This window comes from Burkholderia sp. ABCPW 111 (assembly GCF_000773065.1).
In the GTDB taxonomy this organism is placed as follows: Bacteria; Pseudomonadota; Gammaproteobacteria; order Burkholderiales; family Burkholderiaceae; genus Burkholderia; species Burkholderia savannae.
Genome location: NZ_JPWT01000070.1, coordinates 1 through 16,737 on the forward strand (window position 1 = coordinate 1; position 16,737 = coordinate 16,737).

13 protein-coding genes are annotated in these 16,737 nt (G+C 68.1%); 11 read left to right on the forward strand and 2 right to left on the reverse strand.

All coding sequences use genetic code 11. The features are described 5' to 3' along the window. Window positions 1-721: 721 nt before the first annotated feature. The 10 genes from hpnD (at window position 722) to X946_RS15560 (ending at window position 10,579) form a co-directional block, all read left to right on the forward strand. Window positions 722-1,570, forward strand: coding sequence for a presqualene diphosphate synthase HpnD (gene hpnD / locus X946_RS15515; protein ID WP_038748981.1), 849 nt, complete (start codon window positions 722-724; stop codon window positions 1,568-1,570). A gap of 4 nt (window positions 1,571-1,574) precedes the next feature. Further along, the gene (locus X946_RS36275; protein ID WP_052145103.1) at window positions 1,575-1,907 is read left to right on the forward strand and encodes a hypothetical protein; all 333 of its coding nucleotides are present in this window, start codon (window positions 1,575-1,577) and stop codon (window positions 1,905-1,907) included. An 11-nt stretch (window positions 1,908-1,918) separates the two neighbouring features. Further along, the gene (shc, locus tag X946_RS15525) at window positions 1,919-3,916 is read left to right on the forward strand and encodes a squalene--hopene cyclase (protein ID WP_038748984.1); all 1,998 of its coding nucleotides are present in this window, start codon (window positions 1,919-1,921) and stop codon (window positions 3,914-3,916) included. Window positions 3,917-3,922: 6 nt separating this feature from the next. Further along, window positions 3,923-4,630 carry a phosphorylase gene (locus tag X946_RS15530; RefSeq protein WP_038748987.1) on the forward strand — a complete coding sequence of 236 codons (708 nt, stop codon included), beginning with the start codon at window positions 3,923-3,925 and terminating at the stop codon, window positions 4,628-4,630. 723 nt (window positions 4,631-5,353) lie between these two features. After that, the gene (gene glnH, locus X946_RS15535; protein WP_038748990.1) at window positions 5,354-6,106 is read left to right on the forward strand and encodes a glutamine ABC transporter substrate-binding protein GlnH; all 753 of its coding nucleotides are present in this window, start codon (window positions 5,354-5,356) and stop codon (window positions 6,104-6,106) included. Window positions 6,107-6,170: 64 nt separating this feature from the next. Continuing rightward, window positions 6,171-6,827 carry a glutamine ABC transporter permease GlnP gene (glnP, locus tag X946_RS15540; protein ID WP_038748993.1) on the forward strand — a complete coding sequence of 219 codons (657 nt, stop codon included), beginning with the start codon at window positions 6,171-6,173 and terminating at the stop codon, window positions 6,825-6,827. Beyond that, window positions 6,824-7,552, forward strand: a complete 729-nt coding sequence (gene glnQ, locus X946_RS15545) for a glutamine ABC transporter ATP-binding protein GlnQ (RefSeq protein ID WP_038748996.1) — start codon at window positions 6,824-6,826, stop codon at window positions 7,550-7,552. Before glnP ends, glnQ begins: the two co-directional genes overlap by 4 nt. Before the next feature lie 12 nt (window positions 7,553-7,564). Next, complete coding sequence (locus X946_RS15550) at window positions 7,565-8,635, forward strand: C45 family autoproteolytic acyltransferase/hydolase (protein WP_038748998.1); 1,071 nt, start codon at window positions 7,565-7,567, stop codon at window positions 8,633-8,635. Continuing rightward, window positions 8,632-9,975: an aspartate aminotransferase family protein gene (locus tag X946_RS15555; RefSeq protein WP_038749000.1), complete on the forward strand. Its 1,344-nt coding sequence runs from the start codon at window positions 8,632-8,634 to the stop codon at window positions 9,973-9,975. Before X946_RS15550 ends, X946_RS15555 begins: the two co-directional genes overlap by 4 nt. 40 nt (window positions 9,976-10,015) lie before the next feature. Beyond that, a complete protein-coding gene (locus tag X946_RS15560) occupies window positions 10,016-10,579 on the forward strand; it encodes a carboxymuconolactone decarboxylase family protein (RefSeq protein WP_038749002.1) in 564 nt (187 codons plus the stop codon). Between the two features lie 231 nt (window positions 10,580-10,810). On the opposite strand, the gene X946_RS15565 is transcribed toward X946_RS15560, so the two are convergent. Beyond that, the gene (locus X946_RS15565; protein WP_038749004.1) at window positions 10,811-11,785 is read right to left on the reverse strand and encodes an MlaA family lipoprotein; all 975 of its coding nucleotides are present in this window, start codon (window positions 11,783-11,785) and stop codon (window positions 10,811-10,813) included. A 1-nt stretch (window position 11,786) separates the two neighbouring features. Then, window positions 11,787-14,420 (reverse strand): MMPL family transporter, encoded by a 2,634-nt coding sequence (locus X946_RS15570; RefSeq protein WP_038749006.1) that lies wholly within the window; start codon window positions 14,418-14,420, stop codon window positions 11,787-11,789. Window positions 14,421-15,010: 590 nt separating this feature from the next. Here X946_RS15570 and X946_RS15575 point away from each other — a divergent pair. Further along, window positions 15,011-16,648 (forward strand): acyltransferase domain-containing protein, encoded by a 1,638-nt coding sequence (locus tag X946_RS15575; RefSeq protein WP_038749009.1) that lies wholly within the window; start codon window positions 15,011-15,013, stop codon window positions 16,646-16,648. The last annotated feature ends 89 nt before the right edge of the window (window positions 16,649-16,737 follow it).

A 16,737-nucleotide genomic window follows, 5' to 3' on the forward strand; every position in this document is an offset into this window, starting at 1 on the left:
GCCGAAGCCGAAGCCGAAGCCGAAGCCGAAGCCGAAGCCGAAGCCGAAGCCGAAGCCGAAGCCGAAGCCGAAGCCGAAGCCGAAGCCGAAGCCGACGCCGACGCCGACGCCGACGCCGACGCCGACGCCGAAGCCGACGCCCAAGCCCAAGCCCAAGCCCAAGCCCAAGCCCAAGCCCAAGCCCAAGCCCAAGCCCAAGCCCAAGCCCAAGCCCAAGTCAACGGCAACGGCAACGGCAACGGCGATCGAAATGCAACGGACGGCAGAAAGGCACGGATTCCGCCGAATAATGATGGGGGCGGACCATATCCGCCAAAGAGGGCGTCAACTAAATTCGAACAGCCATTAATCCATATCCAATCCGACGATTCGAGGCCGTCGGAAAACGAAATCCGCCGCCACCGCCCAGCCATCGTCGCGTTTGCGCCCCCTATTCCATCAAGCCATCCAGTTCCGCATCGTCAACGAAAACGAACCACTGGCCGCACTATTGACAAGAACCCGCCACGAACCCGCCGCACGTCGCCGCCCGCCCGTATTCGACAGCCGAACCGCGCGGCAGCGACCCTTAAAGATTGCTATACTCTCGCCCAATTCCGGTTTCCCGCCGGTAATTTGTGCCTGTCTGCGCCGATCGTTCGCGCATCTCGCACGCATTTACCATCCCAGCCGGGCATGGCTTCTTCAATCGCCCCGCAAGGGCGCCATAGCGGAGCTCGTCTTGGCCGTTTCCAATCCCGTCGTGGACGATAACGAAACCGACGCCGCTGCCGCCACATCGGGCAGCTCTTTCTATCTCGCGATGCGCATCCTGCCCGCGGAGCAGCGCGACGCGATGTTTCAGGTCTATGCGTTCTGCCGCGCGGTCGACGACATCGCCGACGAAGGCGGCCCGCGCGCCGAGCGCGCGGCGCAGCTCGACCGCTGGCGCGCCGACATCGACGACTGCTATGCGGGCAAGCCGCGCGCGTCGCTCGCACCGCTCGCGCGCGAGATCGGGAAGTTCGGTCTGCATCGCGAAGACTTCCACGCGATGATCGACGGCATGGCGATGGACGCCGCCGAGGACATCTGCGCGCCCGACGAACAGACGCTCGACCTGTATTGCGACCGCGTCGCGAGCTCGGCCGGCCGGCTATCGGTGAGGATTTTCGGGATGCCGGACGAGCCCGGCCGCGTGCTGTCGCACCACCTCGGCCGCGCGCTGCAATTGACGAACATCCTGCGCGACATCGACGACGACGCGGCGATCAACCGCTGCTACCTGCCGCGCGAGCTGCTCACGCGCGAAGGGATCGCGATCACCGATCCGCAGACGATCGCGCGCGATCCGAATCTGCCGCGCGTCTGCACGACGCTCGTCGAGCGCGCGCGGCGGCATTTCGCGCAGGCCGATGCGGTGATGGATATGTCGCGGCGCGCGCAGGTTCGCGCGCCGCGCATCATGTCGGGTGCGTATCGTCTGATTCTCGAAGCCGCGGTGGCGCGCGGCTTCGCGCCGCCGCGCGCGCCGCTGCGCAAGCCGCGCGCGCGGATGCTGCTGCTCGCGGCGCGCTACGCGCTGTTCTGATTCGATGCGGGACACCGTCGATGCGGGCCGCGCACGCCCGTCGGGCCGCATCGCGACGCTCGAACGGCGGCGCGCGCCGCGCACCGCATCGCCATTTGCCGCCGCACACGGGCGGCGCCGATCCGATCGCACACAGCGCATGACGATCGGATGCGGCGTGCGCATCGTGCCGACGGTTCGCCGCGCGGCTCCCGCGCGGCGGATGCAAACCCCCGGCACGCGTACGCGCGTGTCGAACCAGGTGCTCGCGGGCGCTTGGACGGCCGCAGGCCGGCCCGCGACGAACGGGCGCGCGCTTCGACCGGGCAAGATCGCCGGGCGCGCGCGCCGTCAATAAGAGAGGGACCGATGAACGACATGACCGAAATGCAGACGCTCGACGCAGCCGCCGCGCCGGCCGCCGCCGCGCCCGCCGTGGCGGAAGGCCTCGATGCCGCCGTCGCGCGCGCGACCGACGCGCTTCTTGCCGCGCAGAACGCGGACGGCCACTGGGTCTACGAGCTCGAAGCCGATTCGACGATCCCGGCCGAATACGTGCTGCTCGTCCACTATCTCGGCGAGGAGCCGAACGTCGAGCTGGAGCAGAAGATCGCGCGCTATCTGCGCCGCATCCAGCAGCCGGAGGGCGGCTGGCCGCTGTTCACCGACGGCGCGCCGAACATCAGCGCGAGCGTGAAGGCGTACTTCGCGCTGAAGGTGATCGGCGACGACGAAAACGCCGAGCACATGCAGCGCGCGCGCCGCGCGATCCACGCGATGGGCGGCGCGGAGATGTCGAACGTGTTCACGCGGATTCAGCTCGCGCTGTACGGCGTCGTGCCGTGGTACGCGGTGCCGATGATGCCGGTCGAAGTGATGCTGCTGCCGCAGTGGTTCCCGTTCCATCTGTCGAAGGTGTCGTACTGGGCGCGCACCGTGATCGTGCCGCTGCTCGTGCTGAACGCGAAACGCCCGGTCGCGAAGAACCCGCGCGGCGTGCGCATCGACGAGCTGTTCAAGAGCGCGCCCGTCAACACGGGCCTGCTGCCGAAGCAGCCTCACCAGAGAACCGGCTGGTTTGCGTTCTTTCGCGCCGTCGACGGCGTGCTGCGCCTCGTCGACGGCCTGTTCCCCCGCTACACGCGCGAGCGCGCGATCCGGCAGGCGGTCGCGTTCGTCGACGAGCGCCTGAACGGCGAGGACGGCCTCGGCGCGATCTATCCGGCGATGGCGAACGCGGTGATGATGTACGCGGCGCTCGGCTATCCCGAAGATCATCCGAACCGCGCGATCGCGCGCCAGTCGATCGAGAAGCTGCTCGTCGTCGGCGAAGAAGAGGCGTATTGCCAGCCGTGCCTGTCGCCCGTCTGGGACACGTCGCTCGCCGCGCACGCGCTCCTCGAAACGGGCGACGAGCGTGCGCGCGAAGCGGCCGTGCGCGGCCTCGACTGGCTCGTGCCGCGCCAGATTCTCGACGTGCGCGGCGACTGGATCTCGCGCCGTCCGCACGTGCGTCCGGGCGGCTGGGCGTTCCAGTACGCGAACCCGCACTATCCGGACGTCGACGACACGGCAGTCGTCGTGATGGCGATGGACCGCGTCGCGAAGCTCGATCAGACGGATGCGTATCGCGAGCAGATCGCGCGCGCGCGCGAATGGGTCGTCGGCATGCAGAGCAGCGACGGCGGCTGGGGCGCGTTCGAGCCGGAGAATACGCAGTACTACCTGAACAACATTCCGTTCTCGGATCACGGCGCGCTGCTCGATCCGCCGACCGCCGACGTGTCGGGCCGCTGCCTGTCGATGCTCGCGCAGCTCGGCGAGACGAACGCGTCGAGCGAGCCCGCGCGCCGCGCGTTCGACTACATCCTGAAGGAGCAGGAACCGGACGGCAGCTGGTACGGCCGCTGGGGGATGAACTATATCTACGGCACGTGGACCGCGCTGTGCGCGCTGAACGCGGCGGGCCTCGGCCATGACGACCCGCGCGTGAAGCGTGCGGCGCAATGGCTGCTGTCGATCCAGAATCAGGACGGCGGCTGGGGCGAGGACGGCGAAAGCTACAAGCTCAACTATCGCGGCTACGAGCGTGCGTCGAGCACGTCGTCGCAGACCGCGTGGGCGCTGCTCGGCCTGATGGCGGCGGGCGAAGCCGACAATCCGGCCGTCGCGCGCGGGATCGACCATCTGCTCGGCGCGCAGCGCGAGCACGGCTTGTGGGACGAGACGCGCTTCACCGCAACGGGTTTCCCGCGCGTGTTCTACCTGCGCTATCACGGCTACCGCAAGTTCTTCCCGCTGTGGGCGCTCGCCCGCTATCGCAACCTGAAGCGCGCGAACACGACGCGCGTGACGGTCGGGATGTAACGGACGATGGCAAGTTCCGGCCGGTCGGCCGCGCCCGTGATCGCCGTCGCCGGGATGGCGTTCGAAGCGCGCATCGCGCGCGGCGCGGGCGTCGAGGCGGCCTATGCGGCGCGCGCCGATCGGCTCGAGCGCGCGCTCGCCGAAGCGGCCGACGCGCACGGCTGCGCGGGCATCGTCAGCTTCGGAACGGCGGGCGGGCTCGCGCCCGATCTCGCGCCGGGCGCGCTGATCGTCGCCGATGCGGTCGACGGGCCGTTCGGCGTGCTCGACACCGATTCCGCGTGGAGCGCGCGCATCGTCGCCGCGCTCGCGGGCACGCCGGTCGCGTCGCGCACGCGGCGCGGCACGGTCGCGGCGGTCGGCGCGCCCGTCGTCGACGCGCGCGAGAAGGAAATGCTGCATCGGGCGAAGGGCGCGCTCGCGGTCGACATGGAATCGCACATCGCCGGCGCGTTCGCGGCGGCGCGCGGCGTGCCGTTCGCGGTGTGCCGCGCGATCGTCGACCCGGCATGGCGCACGCTGCCGAAAGCGGCGACGGCCGGGCTGCGCGACGACGGCAGCACGGCGATCCTGCCGATCCTGCGCGAGCTCGCGAAAGAGCCTTCGCAACTCGGCGCGCTGCTGCAGGTGGCGGGCGATGCGCGCGCGGCGCGCTCGACGCTCGTGCAAGCGCGGCGGGCGTTCGAGCGTGCGGGGGCGTGGCGGATCGGTTGAGGGCGGTGCGCGGCGGGCTTCGGTGCGTCGCGCAGCGGCTTGCGATGGGGCGCGTCTCTCGCGCGAGCGCGACGTGAATCGGTTCGCCGTTCGAAATGATTGCGGCGCGCCGTCTCGGCGTCGATTTCGCTTGGCACGGCGGCGATGTCGAGTTTAGGCTGCCGCTTTCCGCTTTCCGCTTTCCGCTTTCCGCTTTCCGCTTTCCGCTTTCCGCTTTCCGTCTTCCGTCTTCCGTCTCCCGTCTCCCGTCTCCCGTCTTCCGTCTCGCGCTTTTCGTCTTCCCATTCGATCTGAATTCCGAGGCCGCAACGAGCGATCCGTACCCTCATGGCCATCCGTCATCGTCGGCACGGCGGGCCGCCTCCGTGGCCTCATGTTCCATGTGCGGCTGCTCGTGCTTGCCGCGCCGTTGCGCCGCCTACGCTGAGCCAAATCGCTCCGACCCCGACCCCGACCCGAATCCCCCGGCCCCGCGCACGCATCGGCGGGCGCGCCCGGCCATCGGCCCGCTCTTCCTGCCGAGCCAGCCAGCCTCCCCGCAAACCTAGGGTTTCTCGCGACGCAAATTCCTGTTGCATTCTTTTTTGGCGGCTTAGCATCCGTCGTGACAACACATGTTGCACGATTTACAATCACGACATCGCGTGTTGCGGTGCGGCTGGTGTTCGTCGCCAATCCCCGATCGGATCGGGGCATCGCCACTCACTGCGGAGAAGAGAAATCATGGGACGCCGTTCGTTCATCAAGACAGTCGTCGCGGTTGCGCTTGCCGGCGCGAGCCTCGCGAGCGCGCATGCGAAGGAGCTCGTCGTCGGCACCGATACTTCGTTCATGCCGTTCGAGTTCAAGCAGGGCGACAAGTACGTCGGCTTCGACCTCGATCTGTGGGCCGAGATCGCGAAGGACGCGGGCTGGGCCTACAAGATCCAGCCGATGGACTTCGCCGGCCTGATCCCGGCGCTGCAGACGCAGAACATCGACGTCGCGCTGTCCGGAATGACGATCAAGGAGGAGCGCAAGAAGGCGATCGACTTCTCCGATCCGTACTATGACAGCGGCCTCGCCGCGATGGTCCAGACGGGCAACACGACGATCAAGTCGATCGACGATCTGAACGGCAAGGTGATCGCCGCGAAGACGGGCACCGCGACGATCGACTGGATCAAGGCGCACCTGAAGCCGAAGGAAATCCGCCAGTTCCCGAACATCGATCAGGCGTATCTCGCGCTGGAGGCGGGCCGCGTCGATGCCGCGATGCACGACACGCCGAACGTGCTGTTCTTCGTGAACAACGAGGGCAAGGGGCACGTGAAGGTCGCGGGCACGCCGGTGAGCGGCGACAAGTACGGGATCGGCTTCCCGAAGGGCAGCCCGCTCGTCGCGAAGGTCAACGCGGAGCTCGCGAAGATGAAGGCCGATGGCCGCTACGCGAAGATCTACAAGAAGTGGTTCGGCTCCGAGCCGCCGAAATCCTAAGCGATGAATCGCGCCGGCGCGGCGCGCCGCGCCGCGTCGATCGGAACTCAATCGGGAGCTGGATGTGCAATTCGACTGGTCAGCGATATGGGCTGCATTGCCGGACTTGATGGACGGCGTGCGGCTCACGGTTTTCATCGCGTTCTTCGGGCTGGCGGGCGGTTTTCTCGTCGGCATGATCGCGGGCATGTTTCGCGCGTACGGCCCCGCCGCGCTGAACGTGCTCGCGCAGGTATACATCGAACTGATCCGCGGCACGCCGATCGTCGTGCAGGTGATGTTCCTCTATTTCGCGCTGCCGCTGCTCGCGCACATTCGAATCGACGGGCTGACGGCCGCGGTCGTCGCGATCACGCTGAACTCCGGCGCGTATCTCGCCGAAGTCGTGCGCGGCGCACTGCTTTCTATTCCTAAAGGATTGACGGAAGCCGGGCTCGCGATGGGATTGCCGATGCCGCGCGTGCTCGTGAAGATCGTCGGGCCGCTCGCGTTCCGGCGGCTCATTCCGCCGCTCGGCAATCAGTGCATCGTCAGCCTGAAGGATACGTCGCTGTTCATCGTGATCGGTGTCGGCGAACTGACGCGCAAGGGGCAGGAGATCATCGCCGGCAACTTCCAGGCGGTCGAGATCTGGACCGCGGTCGCCGCGATCTATCTCGTGCTTACCGGCGTGATGACGCTCACGCTTCGCTTCGTCGAGAAAAGGATGCGTATCCTATGAGCATGGTCGAATTCCGCAGCGTGTCGAAAAGTTTCGGCCACGTGCCGGTGCTGAAGGACATCAACCTGCGCATCGACGCGGGCGAGGTCGTGGTCGTCGTCGGGCCGTCGGGCTCGGGCAAGTCGACGATGCTTCGCTGCATCAACGCGCTCGAGAAGATCACGGGCGGCGATCTGCTCGTCGACGGGCAGAGCGTGAAGGGCAAGGCCGCGGTGATCCACAACATCCGGCTCGAAGCCGGCATGGTGTTTCAGCAGTTCAATCTGTTTCCGCAGATGACCGCGCTCGAGAACGTGATGTTCGGGCCGATCCAGGTGCGCGGCGCGTCGCGCGCGCAGGCGCGCGATCAGGCGGTGGCGCTGCTCGCGAAAGTCGGCCTCGAGGCGCGCGCGAACCACTATCCGTCCGAGCTGTCGGGCGGCCAGCAGCAGCGCGTCGCGATCGCGCGCGCGCTCGCGATCAAGCCGAAGCTGATGCTGTTCGACGAGCCGACGTCGGCGCTCGATCCCGAGCTGCGCCACGAAGTGCTGAAGGTGATGCGCGATCTCGCGAACGAGGGCATGACGATGATCGTCGTCACGCACGAGATCGGCTTCGCGAAGCAGGTCGGCACGCGCCTGCTGTTCATGGACCAGGGCGGCATCGCCGAGGACGGCGATCCGAAGACGCTGATCGATCAACCGCCGACGCCGCGCCTGAGGGAATTTCTCAAACACGTTTCGTGATCAGGACAACCGATGAAGTTTCTCACGCCCGCCGTCGTGACGGGTTCGCCGCATGACATCGGCCGGCAGCTCGGCGAGCTCGCGCGGCCGGCGATGGACGCGTATTTCTCGCAGAGCAGCGCGTGGCGCGCAGTGGCGCGCTGGCGCGGCCATCCGTTCGTCGCCGAGCTGCGCCGTGCGGCCGAGGCGGCGTTTCCGGCGCTCGTCGCCGAACTCGACGGGATCGCGGCCGGGCTCGGCTGGCGTGCGGAAGACGTGTTCGTCTGGAACTGCCGCGGCGAGCTGATCCACAACGCGCCGGACGGCTGCACGACGCTCGCGGTGCGCACGCCGCGCGAGCGGATGATCGCGCACAACGAGGACGGCGATCCGCATCTGCGCGGCAAATGCAGGCTCGTCGACGTGCGGCCCGACGGCAAGCCGGGCTTCGTCAGCTTCTACTATCCGGGCTCGCTGCCGGGCCATACGTTCGCGGTGAATCGCGCGGGGCTCGTGCAGACGATCAACAACGTGCGCATCCGCCGCCCGGCGGCGGGCGTGCCGCGAATGATCCTCGCGCGCGCGGTGCTCGACGCGGTGTCGCTCGACGGCGCGCTGCGCGTGCTGCGCGATACGCCGCGCGCGAGCGGCTTCCATCACACGCTCGGCTGCGCGGGCGACGCGCGCGTCGTCAGCGTCGAGGCGAGCGTCGCGCGCACGTCGACGCTCGACGTCGACGGCGTGTACGGCCACGCGAACCATCTGATCCATCCGGGCTGCGACGGCGAAGCGCAGATCGTCACCGCGTCGTCCGCCGATCGGCAGGCGCGGCTCGCTCAGTTGCTGCCGCCGCTCGGCGGCGCGGCCGACGCGTCCGCGCTGTGGCGCGTGCTTGCCGATCGCGCGGGCGACGGCCTGCCGATCTATCGCGACGATCCACGCGATCCGGACGACGAGAACACGCTCGCGACCGCGCTGTTCTCGATCGGCGACGACGGCGTCGCGTTCGAGGTGCGCGAGCAAGGCTCGGTGCGCTTTCAGCAATTCGTGCCGCGGGACCCGCAGCATCCTTCGGCGCTTCGACACGGACAAGGACACGCATGACCACCGTATTTCATCGCGCGCCGCGCGCGAACCTGCCGGTCGCGATCGCGGGCGACGGCATCGAGATCATCGATTCGACGGGCAAGCGCTACATCGACGCATGCGGCGGCGCTGCCGTGTCGTGCCTCGGGCACGGCAACCAGCGCGTGATCGACGCGATCAAGCGGCAGGCGCAGCAACTGCCGTACGCACACACGTCGTTCTTCACGACGCAGCCGGCCGAGGAGCTCGCGGACAGGCTCGTCGCGGCCGCGCCCGCCGGGCTCGAGCATGTGTATTTCGTGTCGGGCGGGTCGGAGGCGATCGAAGCCGCGCTGAAGCTCGCGCGCCAGTACTTCGTCGAGCGGGGCGAGCCCGCGCGCCGGCACTTCATCGCGCGCCGGCAGAGCTATCACGGCAACACGCTCGGCGCGCTCGCAATAGGCGGCAACGCATGGCGGCGCGAGCCGTTCCTGCCGCTCTTGATCGAAGCGCATCACGTGAGCCCGTGCTACGCGTATCGCGAGCAGCGCGCGGACGAAACCGAAGAGGCATTCGCGCAGCGTCTCGCCGACGAGCTTGAAAGCAAGATTCTCGAACTCGGGCCGGACACGGTCGCGGCGTTCGTCGCGGAGACGGTCGTCGGCGCGACGGCGGGCGCGGTGCCGCCCGTGCGCGAATATTTCCGCAAGATCCGCGCGGTGTGCGACAAGTACGGTGTCCTGCTGATTCTCGACGAGATCATGTCGGGGATGGGGCGCACCGGCTACCTGTTCGCGTGCGAAGAGGACGGCGTCGCGCCGGACATCCTGACGATCGCGAAGGGGCTCGGCGCGGGCTATCAGCCGATCGGCGCGACGCTCGTGAGCGACGCGATCTACCGGACGATCGTCGACGGCTCGGGCTTCTTTCAGCACGGCCACACGTACATCGGCCACGCGAGCGCATGCGCGGCGGCGCTCGAAGTGCAACGCGTGATCGCCGAGGATCGCTTGCTCGACAACGTGAAGGCGCGCGGCGAGCAATTGCGCGCGCGGCTGCGCGAGCGCCAGGCCGATCATCCGCACATCGGCGACGTGCGCGGGCGCGGGCTGTTCGTCGGCGTCGAGCTCGTGCGCGAGCGCGACACCAAAGCGCCGTTCGATCCGAAGCTGAAGCTGCATGCGCTCGTGAAGCGCGAGGCGATGCAGCGCGGGCTGATGGTGTATCCGATGGGCGGCACCGTCGACGGCAATTTCGGCGATCATATCCTGCTCGCGCCGCCGTTCATCTGCACCGCGCCGCAGATCGACACGATCGTCGAGCGGCTCGGCGACGCGATCGACGCGGCGCTCGCGTCGATCGGTGCGGCGGCGCGCTGATGCGTGATTGCGTGCGTTTGCACGGTCCCAATGAACCGACATGACGAAAGCGAAGATGAGGCTTCCTGAATTCCACCGCGAGACTGCAACCGACGAGCAGAAGGCAGTGCTCGACGAAATCCTGAGCGGGCCGCGCGGCAACCTGAACGGGCCGTTTCTCGGCTGGATCGCGAGCCCCGAGCTCGCGCAGCACGCGCAGCGGCTGGGCGCGTTCTGCCGGTATCGAACGGGGCTGCCGCTGCGGCTGTCCGAGCTCGCGATCCTCGTGACGGCGGCGCGCTGGCGCTCGCAGGCGGAATGGCACATCCATCATCCGATCGCGCTCGAAGCAGGCGTGCCCGCCGCGGTTGCCGAAGCGATCCGCACCTGCACGGCTCCGGCGTTCGACGAAGCGGACGACGCATTGATCTTCCGCTTCGCGACCGAGCTATACGAGACGAAGCGCGTGTGCGATGCGACATACGACGAGGCGGTTGCGCGTTTCGGGCATCAGGTGGTCGTGAATCTCGTCGCGCTGCTCGGCTACTACGCGCTTGTCGCGATGACGCTGAACGTGTTCGCGATGCGCGCGGACGGGCAGACGGCGCTGCCGTTCGCGGAGTGAGCGGCGGGAAGAAGTGCCGATGAGGCGGACAATGCGCGCGCCGCGTTCGGTTCGTGTGACGGCCGAAGGCCGAAGATCGATGGGCGCACGGCGTTGCCGCTCGCCGGCTGATCGGCGGAAAGACGAAGCGCGAAGGACATGGTGCGGCGCGCGCGCGAGCCTGATCCGGATAAGACAACGGCGGCCGTTTCGGATTCGACGCGGCCGCCGTGTCGTTGCGCAGCGCGAGCGTCAGTTCGTCTTCGGCGAGGCGTTCGCGGCGGGCGCGGATGCAGGCTCCGCCGGCGCAGCCGCCGATGCGGGCGTGGGAGCCGTTGCGGATGCCGCAGCCGGCGCCGCGCCGCTTGCACCCGCGTCGCCCGGGTCCTGATACCGCGGCAGCCCGGCCGGCTCGCGTGCGCCGCCTTGCGCGCCGCCGGACGGCATGCCGCCCGCGCCCTCGCCCGGGTCCTCGTACTGCGGCAAGCCGCCCGGCGCGTTGCCGCCCGCGCCCTCGCCGCCCGGTTCGTTGTAGTTCGGCAGCGATTCTTCCTCGCTCTTGCCGTGATACGTGAGCGAGCGGCGCTGCTGCACGTACGCGTCGCGCACGAACGAGTATTTGTCGAGCGCCGCCTGCTGCAGCAGGTCGGTCGCGCCGAGCAGATCCGAGCGCGCGCTGATGAACTGCGCGATATACATCGGATTGCGCGCGGCGGGCTCGATGTAGTTGAGCAGATTGAAGCGGACGTCCACCGCGCGGCCGACGCCGTCGCGGATCGAGCTCGGCCCGAAGATCGGCAGCACGAGATACGGGCCCGCCGGCACGCCCCAGCGCGCGAGCGTAAGGCCGAAGTCCTGGTGATGCTTCGGCAGCCCGGCGAGCGTCGCGACGTCGATCAGCCCGGCGACGCCGAACAACGAGTTCATCGCGACGCGCATCACGTCCTCCGTTGCATCCGTGATCCGGAGCTGCAGCAGGTTGTTCGCGATGTTGCCGAGATCGCCGAGGTTCGAGAAGAAATTGCTGATCGCCGTGCGCAGCGGCGTGGGCGTCACTTCTTGATAGCCCTTCGCGATCGGCACGGCGATCGTCGAGTCGACCGCGTCGTTGAACTTGAAGACGGCGCGGTTCATCGGCTCGAGCGGATCGCCCGGGTGCCGGTTGGGGCCGGTCGCGCAGCCGCTTGCAAGCAGGCAGACGGCGAGCGCCGACGCGGTAATTCGCATTTTATTCATCGATTCCTTGCGATTGATTCGTCACACGCTTCGTGCGCGGCTTGCCCATCAGCACGGGCTGGAAGACGACGGCGCCGATCAGCGTGCACGACAGTGCGAGCGCGAGCAGCCGCCCCATGCTCGCCGTGCCCGGATGATGCGACAGCCACAGGCTGCCGAACGCGGTGGCCGTCGTCGCGGCGCTGAACAGCACCGCGTGCGTGAGGCTCGACTGCAGCAGGCCCGTCTGGCCCGCGCGCCACGCCATCACGAAATACACCTTGAACGCGACGCCGACGCCGAGCATCAGCGGCAGCGCGATGATGTTCGCGAAATTCAGCGGCATGCCGAACAGCACGCACAGCTCGAGCGTCACGACGCCCGACACGAGGAGCGGCACGAGCGTGCGCAGCACGTCGCCGAAGCGGCGCAGCGTGATCCACAGCAGCGCCGTGATCGATATGACGGACAGCGCGGCCGCCTGCAGGAATGCGCGGATGATCGTGTCCGCCGAATGCAGGATCGAGATCGGGCCGCCGATCGCGCCCGGCTCCGCCGCCTTCACGGCCTTCGCGAAACGGCGCAGCATCGCGTCGTCGCCGGGATCGACGCCCTTGGGCACCTTCGGCGAGATCTGCACGAGCGCGCGGCCGCCCGGCGCGATCCAGTCGCGCGCGATCTGCGGCGGCAGGTTCTCGCGCGTGATCTCCGACGGCTGCAAGAGCATCGCGAGCTGGTTCAGCGCGATCCGCAGCGGCGCGGAGAACGCGTGCTCCGCGCGGTCGCGCGTCGCGGCGTCGGCGGCGGCGAGCTTCGCGAGCGATTCGGACAGATGCTTCGCGGCCGCCGCGCCCGGGCCCGGGTAATCCTCGGACGCATATTCGAGCAGGTTCGACGCGCGCTTCAATGCCGCGACGCGCTGCGCGTCCGACGCGGGCGCCGCGGCCGGTTGCGTGAGCGCGGGCAGCAGGTCGCGCGCGGCCGCCGCGATCGTCGCGAGCTTTTGCGGCTGTGCGTCGGGGATGAACGTCGACAGCGTCGTCGTGCGGCCGACCTCGGGCAGCGCGTCGAGCCGCTTCGCGGCGGCGTCGGCGGCCGCGAGCGACGGCGCGAGCATCGACACGTCGTTGACCGACGCTTCCGGCGAATCCTTCAGTGCGAGCAGCGTCGCCATCGATTCGCTGCTCGGGTCCTTCAGATGCAGCGGGTTGAAATCGAAGCGCAGATGCGCGAGCAGCGGCAGCGCGCCGATCACGACGGCGAGCGTGCCGATCAGGATCGGCTTGCGATGGTGGTCGAGATAATCGTCGACGGGCGCGAGGCGCGGAAAGCCCGGCGGCTTGCGCTCGCCGGGCGGCGCGAACAGCCTGAGCAGCGCGGGCAGGAGCGTGAGCGTCGTGAAGAGCGCGACGAACATCCCGACGCCCGCGATCAGGCCGAGCTCCGACACGCCGCGATACGCGGTCGGCAGGAACGAGAAGAAGCTCGCGGCGACGGCCGCCGTCGCGAGCGTGAGCGGCATGCCCATCGCGTGCGCGGCGCCGACGAGCGCGTGATCGAGATTCGGATAGCGGTGGCGCTCCTCGCGATACTTGACGCCGTACTGGATCGCGAAATCGACGCCGAGGCCGACGAACAGCACCATGAACGCGACCGAGATCATGTTCAGCGAGCCGACCATCATCAGCCCGAGCGCGGCCGTGACGACGAGGCCGACGAACAGCGTGACGAACACCGCCGCGATCATTCGCTTCGAGCGCAGCGCGATCCACAGGATCACGAGCACGATCGCCAGCGTCGCGATGCCGTTGACGAGCGCGCCGTCCTGCACCGACGCGAATTCCTCGTCGGCGAGCGGCTGCTCGCCCGTCAGCCGCACGGCGGCGCCGAAGCGCTTGTCGAGCTCGAGCGCCCGCGCGGTCGCGCGGATCGTCCGCGACGCCTGCTCGCCCGCCTTCAGCGCGCCGTAGTTGACGACCGGCTGCACGGTGACGAACGCGCGCGCGGGTGCGCGGGCGGCGTCTGCGTCGACGAGCGCGCGCCACGAGAACGCGGCCGGCTTGCCGGCGAGCACGTCGTCGACCGTCGCCGCGCTGCGCGACAGCAGCTTCGCCATCCCCGAGAGCTTGACCTGGCCCGACTGCAGCGGCACGCCGAGCGTCGTCGACAGCGTCGTCGCGAGGCCCGCGATGCTCGGGTCCTTCGCGAGCACGTTGACGAGCGGCCGCGCGCTCGCGAGCTGCGAGGTCGTCGTCGCGACGTCCTGCTCGGGCAGGAACAGCAGCCCGTTGTGCTCGAAGAGCGGCCCGCCCGCGGGCTCCGACACCTGGCCGATGCGGCCCGCCTCGGTTTCGCGGCGCAGGCCCTCGGCGAGCGCATCGGCCGCGGCGGTCGCGAATTCGGGCGCGGGCGCCTCGACGACGGCGAGGATCGTCTGGCTGCGCTGCGGGAACGCATCGTCGATCGCGTTGCCGAGCGCGGCCCATTGCGGGTCGTTCTCGACGAGCTTGCTGATGTCAGTGTTGATCTTGAAATGGTGCGCGACGTACACGCCGCTGAGCGCGGCGGCGACAAGCGACAGCACGACGACCCAGATCGGGCGCCGCACCGACCAGGCGACGAGTCGGACGAGGACGGAAGTCAGCATGAGGCGGCGGGTTGGGGGCTGCGAAAAGGCAAAGTAGCCAAGTATACCGGCGCGCGGGTTTGAGAGTCGGCTAGGTTCGGGCGCGTGCGAATCCCGCCGGATTGTTGCGAACCGGGGTTGGAATGCGGCGGAAAAAAGGCGGGGACACATCGAACGCGGGCCGGGGCCGGAGCGCGATGCGAACGCGGGCAGAGGGAAACGCGGGAATTCCGCGCGTGCGCCCGCCCGCAATCGCACCGATTCGTTCGCGACGGCCGCCAATCTGGAGTGCCGCGCGCGAATATCGATTTTCAGTCGGTTAATTCAAGATTTTTAACAAATATTGTCGTGAATCTGACTTTAAGATCGGGCCCGCGCGACGCGGCGCCATGCATATTCGATGCGTAAATGGGCACAGAAGATGTGTAGTTTGGCGAACATAGGTGTGTAAGCACGTATGTTACTTTACGCCAATGCATTAATGGATTTAAGGATTGCATATCGCCCCGCGATGCGTAATCGAATAAATGGACGGCAGGAGGCTGGGGAGACAGATTCTCGACCGATCGACATCGGGCCGTTTGGCATTGGTGGTGGGTAAAGGCAATCACATGGCGCAAGTTGCATTTCTGTTTCCCGGGCAAGGCGCATTCTATGCGGGCGCGACGCGGGCGTTGAGCGGCGCGTACCCCGTGGTACAGCGGGCCATGCAAGCCATCGACGCCGTTTCCGTGCGGCGGCTGCGCCGCCCGCTGCTCGCGACCGTGTGGGACGAGCACATCGGCGTGGAGGATCTCCTGCAATACGCGCCGGACCTGCTGCAGCTCGCGATCTACGCGACGTCCGTTTCGTACTTCGAAGCGCTGCGCGCGCGCGGCGTGCGGCCCGACGTGCTCGTCGGGCACAGCTTCGGCGAGGTCGCCGCGCTCGCGTGCGCCGGCGCGTTCTCGTTCGAGCAGGGCGCGGACATCGTCTGCGACCGCATCGACGCGCTGCGCGAAGCGGCGCCCGCCGACGGCCGGATGGCGGCCGTCGGCGCATCGCCCGACGCGGTGCGCGCGCACCTCGCCGCGTGCTTTCGCGGCGCGCCGCAAGGGCGCCCGGGGCGCGTGCAGATCGCAGTCGAAAATCATTCGTCGCAGACGGTCGTGTCGGGTGCGCGCGAATATGTCGACGAATTCACGGCCTATTGCGCGCGACACAATATCTCCGCGCAAATATTAAATTCGCCTTACGCATTTCATCATGACGATCTGGAAAATGTGCGCATCGAATTTGGACGGCGTCTGAAAGCTTATAAAAATAAAGCGCTCGAATATCCGGTTTATTCGCCGATATTGAATCGCTATTACGCGGCGGCCGACGATCTCGGCGCGTGTCTCGCGCGCCACCTGGTGCTGCCGGTCCGGTTCGGAGATGGGGTCGCAAGACTGAAAGCCGCCGGCATCGGCGCGCTCGTCGAGTGCGGGGCGCTGAACGCGCTCAGCAGGATCGCGGTGCGCGCGCTGGGGCCCGGCGCCATCAAGACCTTTTCGGGCGCGTCGAGCGTGGGAGGCGAACTCGGCGGCCTGGAGAACGTTCTCGCATATTTCAATGGGGGTAGTGTCATGAACGACGACATTCGCGCAAGCAATCTGCAACTCGATTTCGACGAGTTCTGGCGCAACAGCGGTCCGGGGATCGTCGAGAAGATCAAGGGCGAGCTCAAGCGCTTCTTCGACGCGCGGGGGCTGCAGGCGACGCCCGCGCCGCACATCGTGACTGCTCGCGGCGCCGCGGCCGGTTTCGCGCCGGTTGCGTCGGCTGCGCCCGCTGTGCCCACTGCGCCTGCTGCGCCCGTTACGCAGGCCACGCCGGCTGTCGCACCCGCGGCGCCGGCCGCGCCCGTTGCGCATGCAGCGCATGCCGCGCCGGTCATGCAAGCGCCGGCCGCGCCCGGCGCGGGCGCCGAACCCGCCGACGCGCCGGCCGCGCGCGTGCCGCGCGATCGGCTCTTCGCCGAGCTCGTCGCGATCTATGCGGAGGCGATGGAATACCCGGTCGAAGTGTTTACCGAGACTGTCGAGCTCGAAGCGGAGCTCGGCATCGATTCGGTCAAGCAGACGGAGATCATTCAGCGGATCAGCGCCCGCTACGGGCTGCCGCCGCTGCCGGCGAATTTCCGCGCCGGCGATTTCAAGGCGATGGGCCAGATCGTCGATTTCGTCTACGAGCATCAGGGCCAGGCGGCGGCGCTCGTCACGAGCTGAAGCGCCGCACACGCACCGCGCGCCACGAGAAGAACGAGAGGAGAGGGCCGGATCAGACGGAGAGTCTCGTCCGAATGTTTGGTAATCCT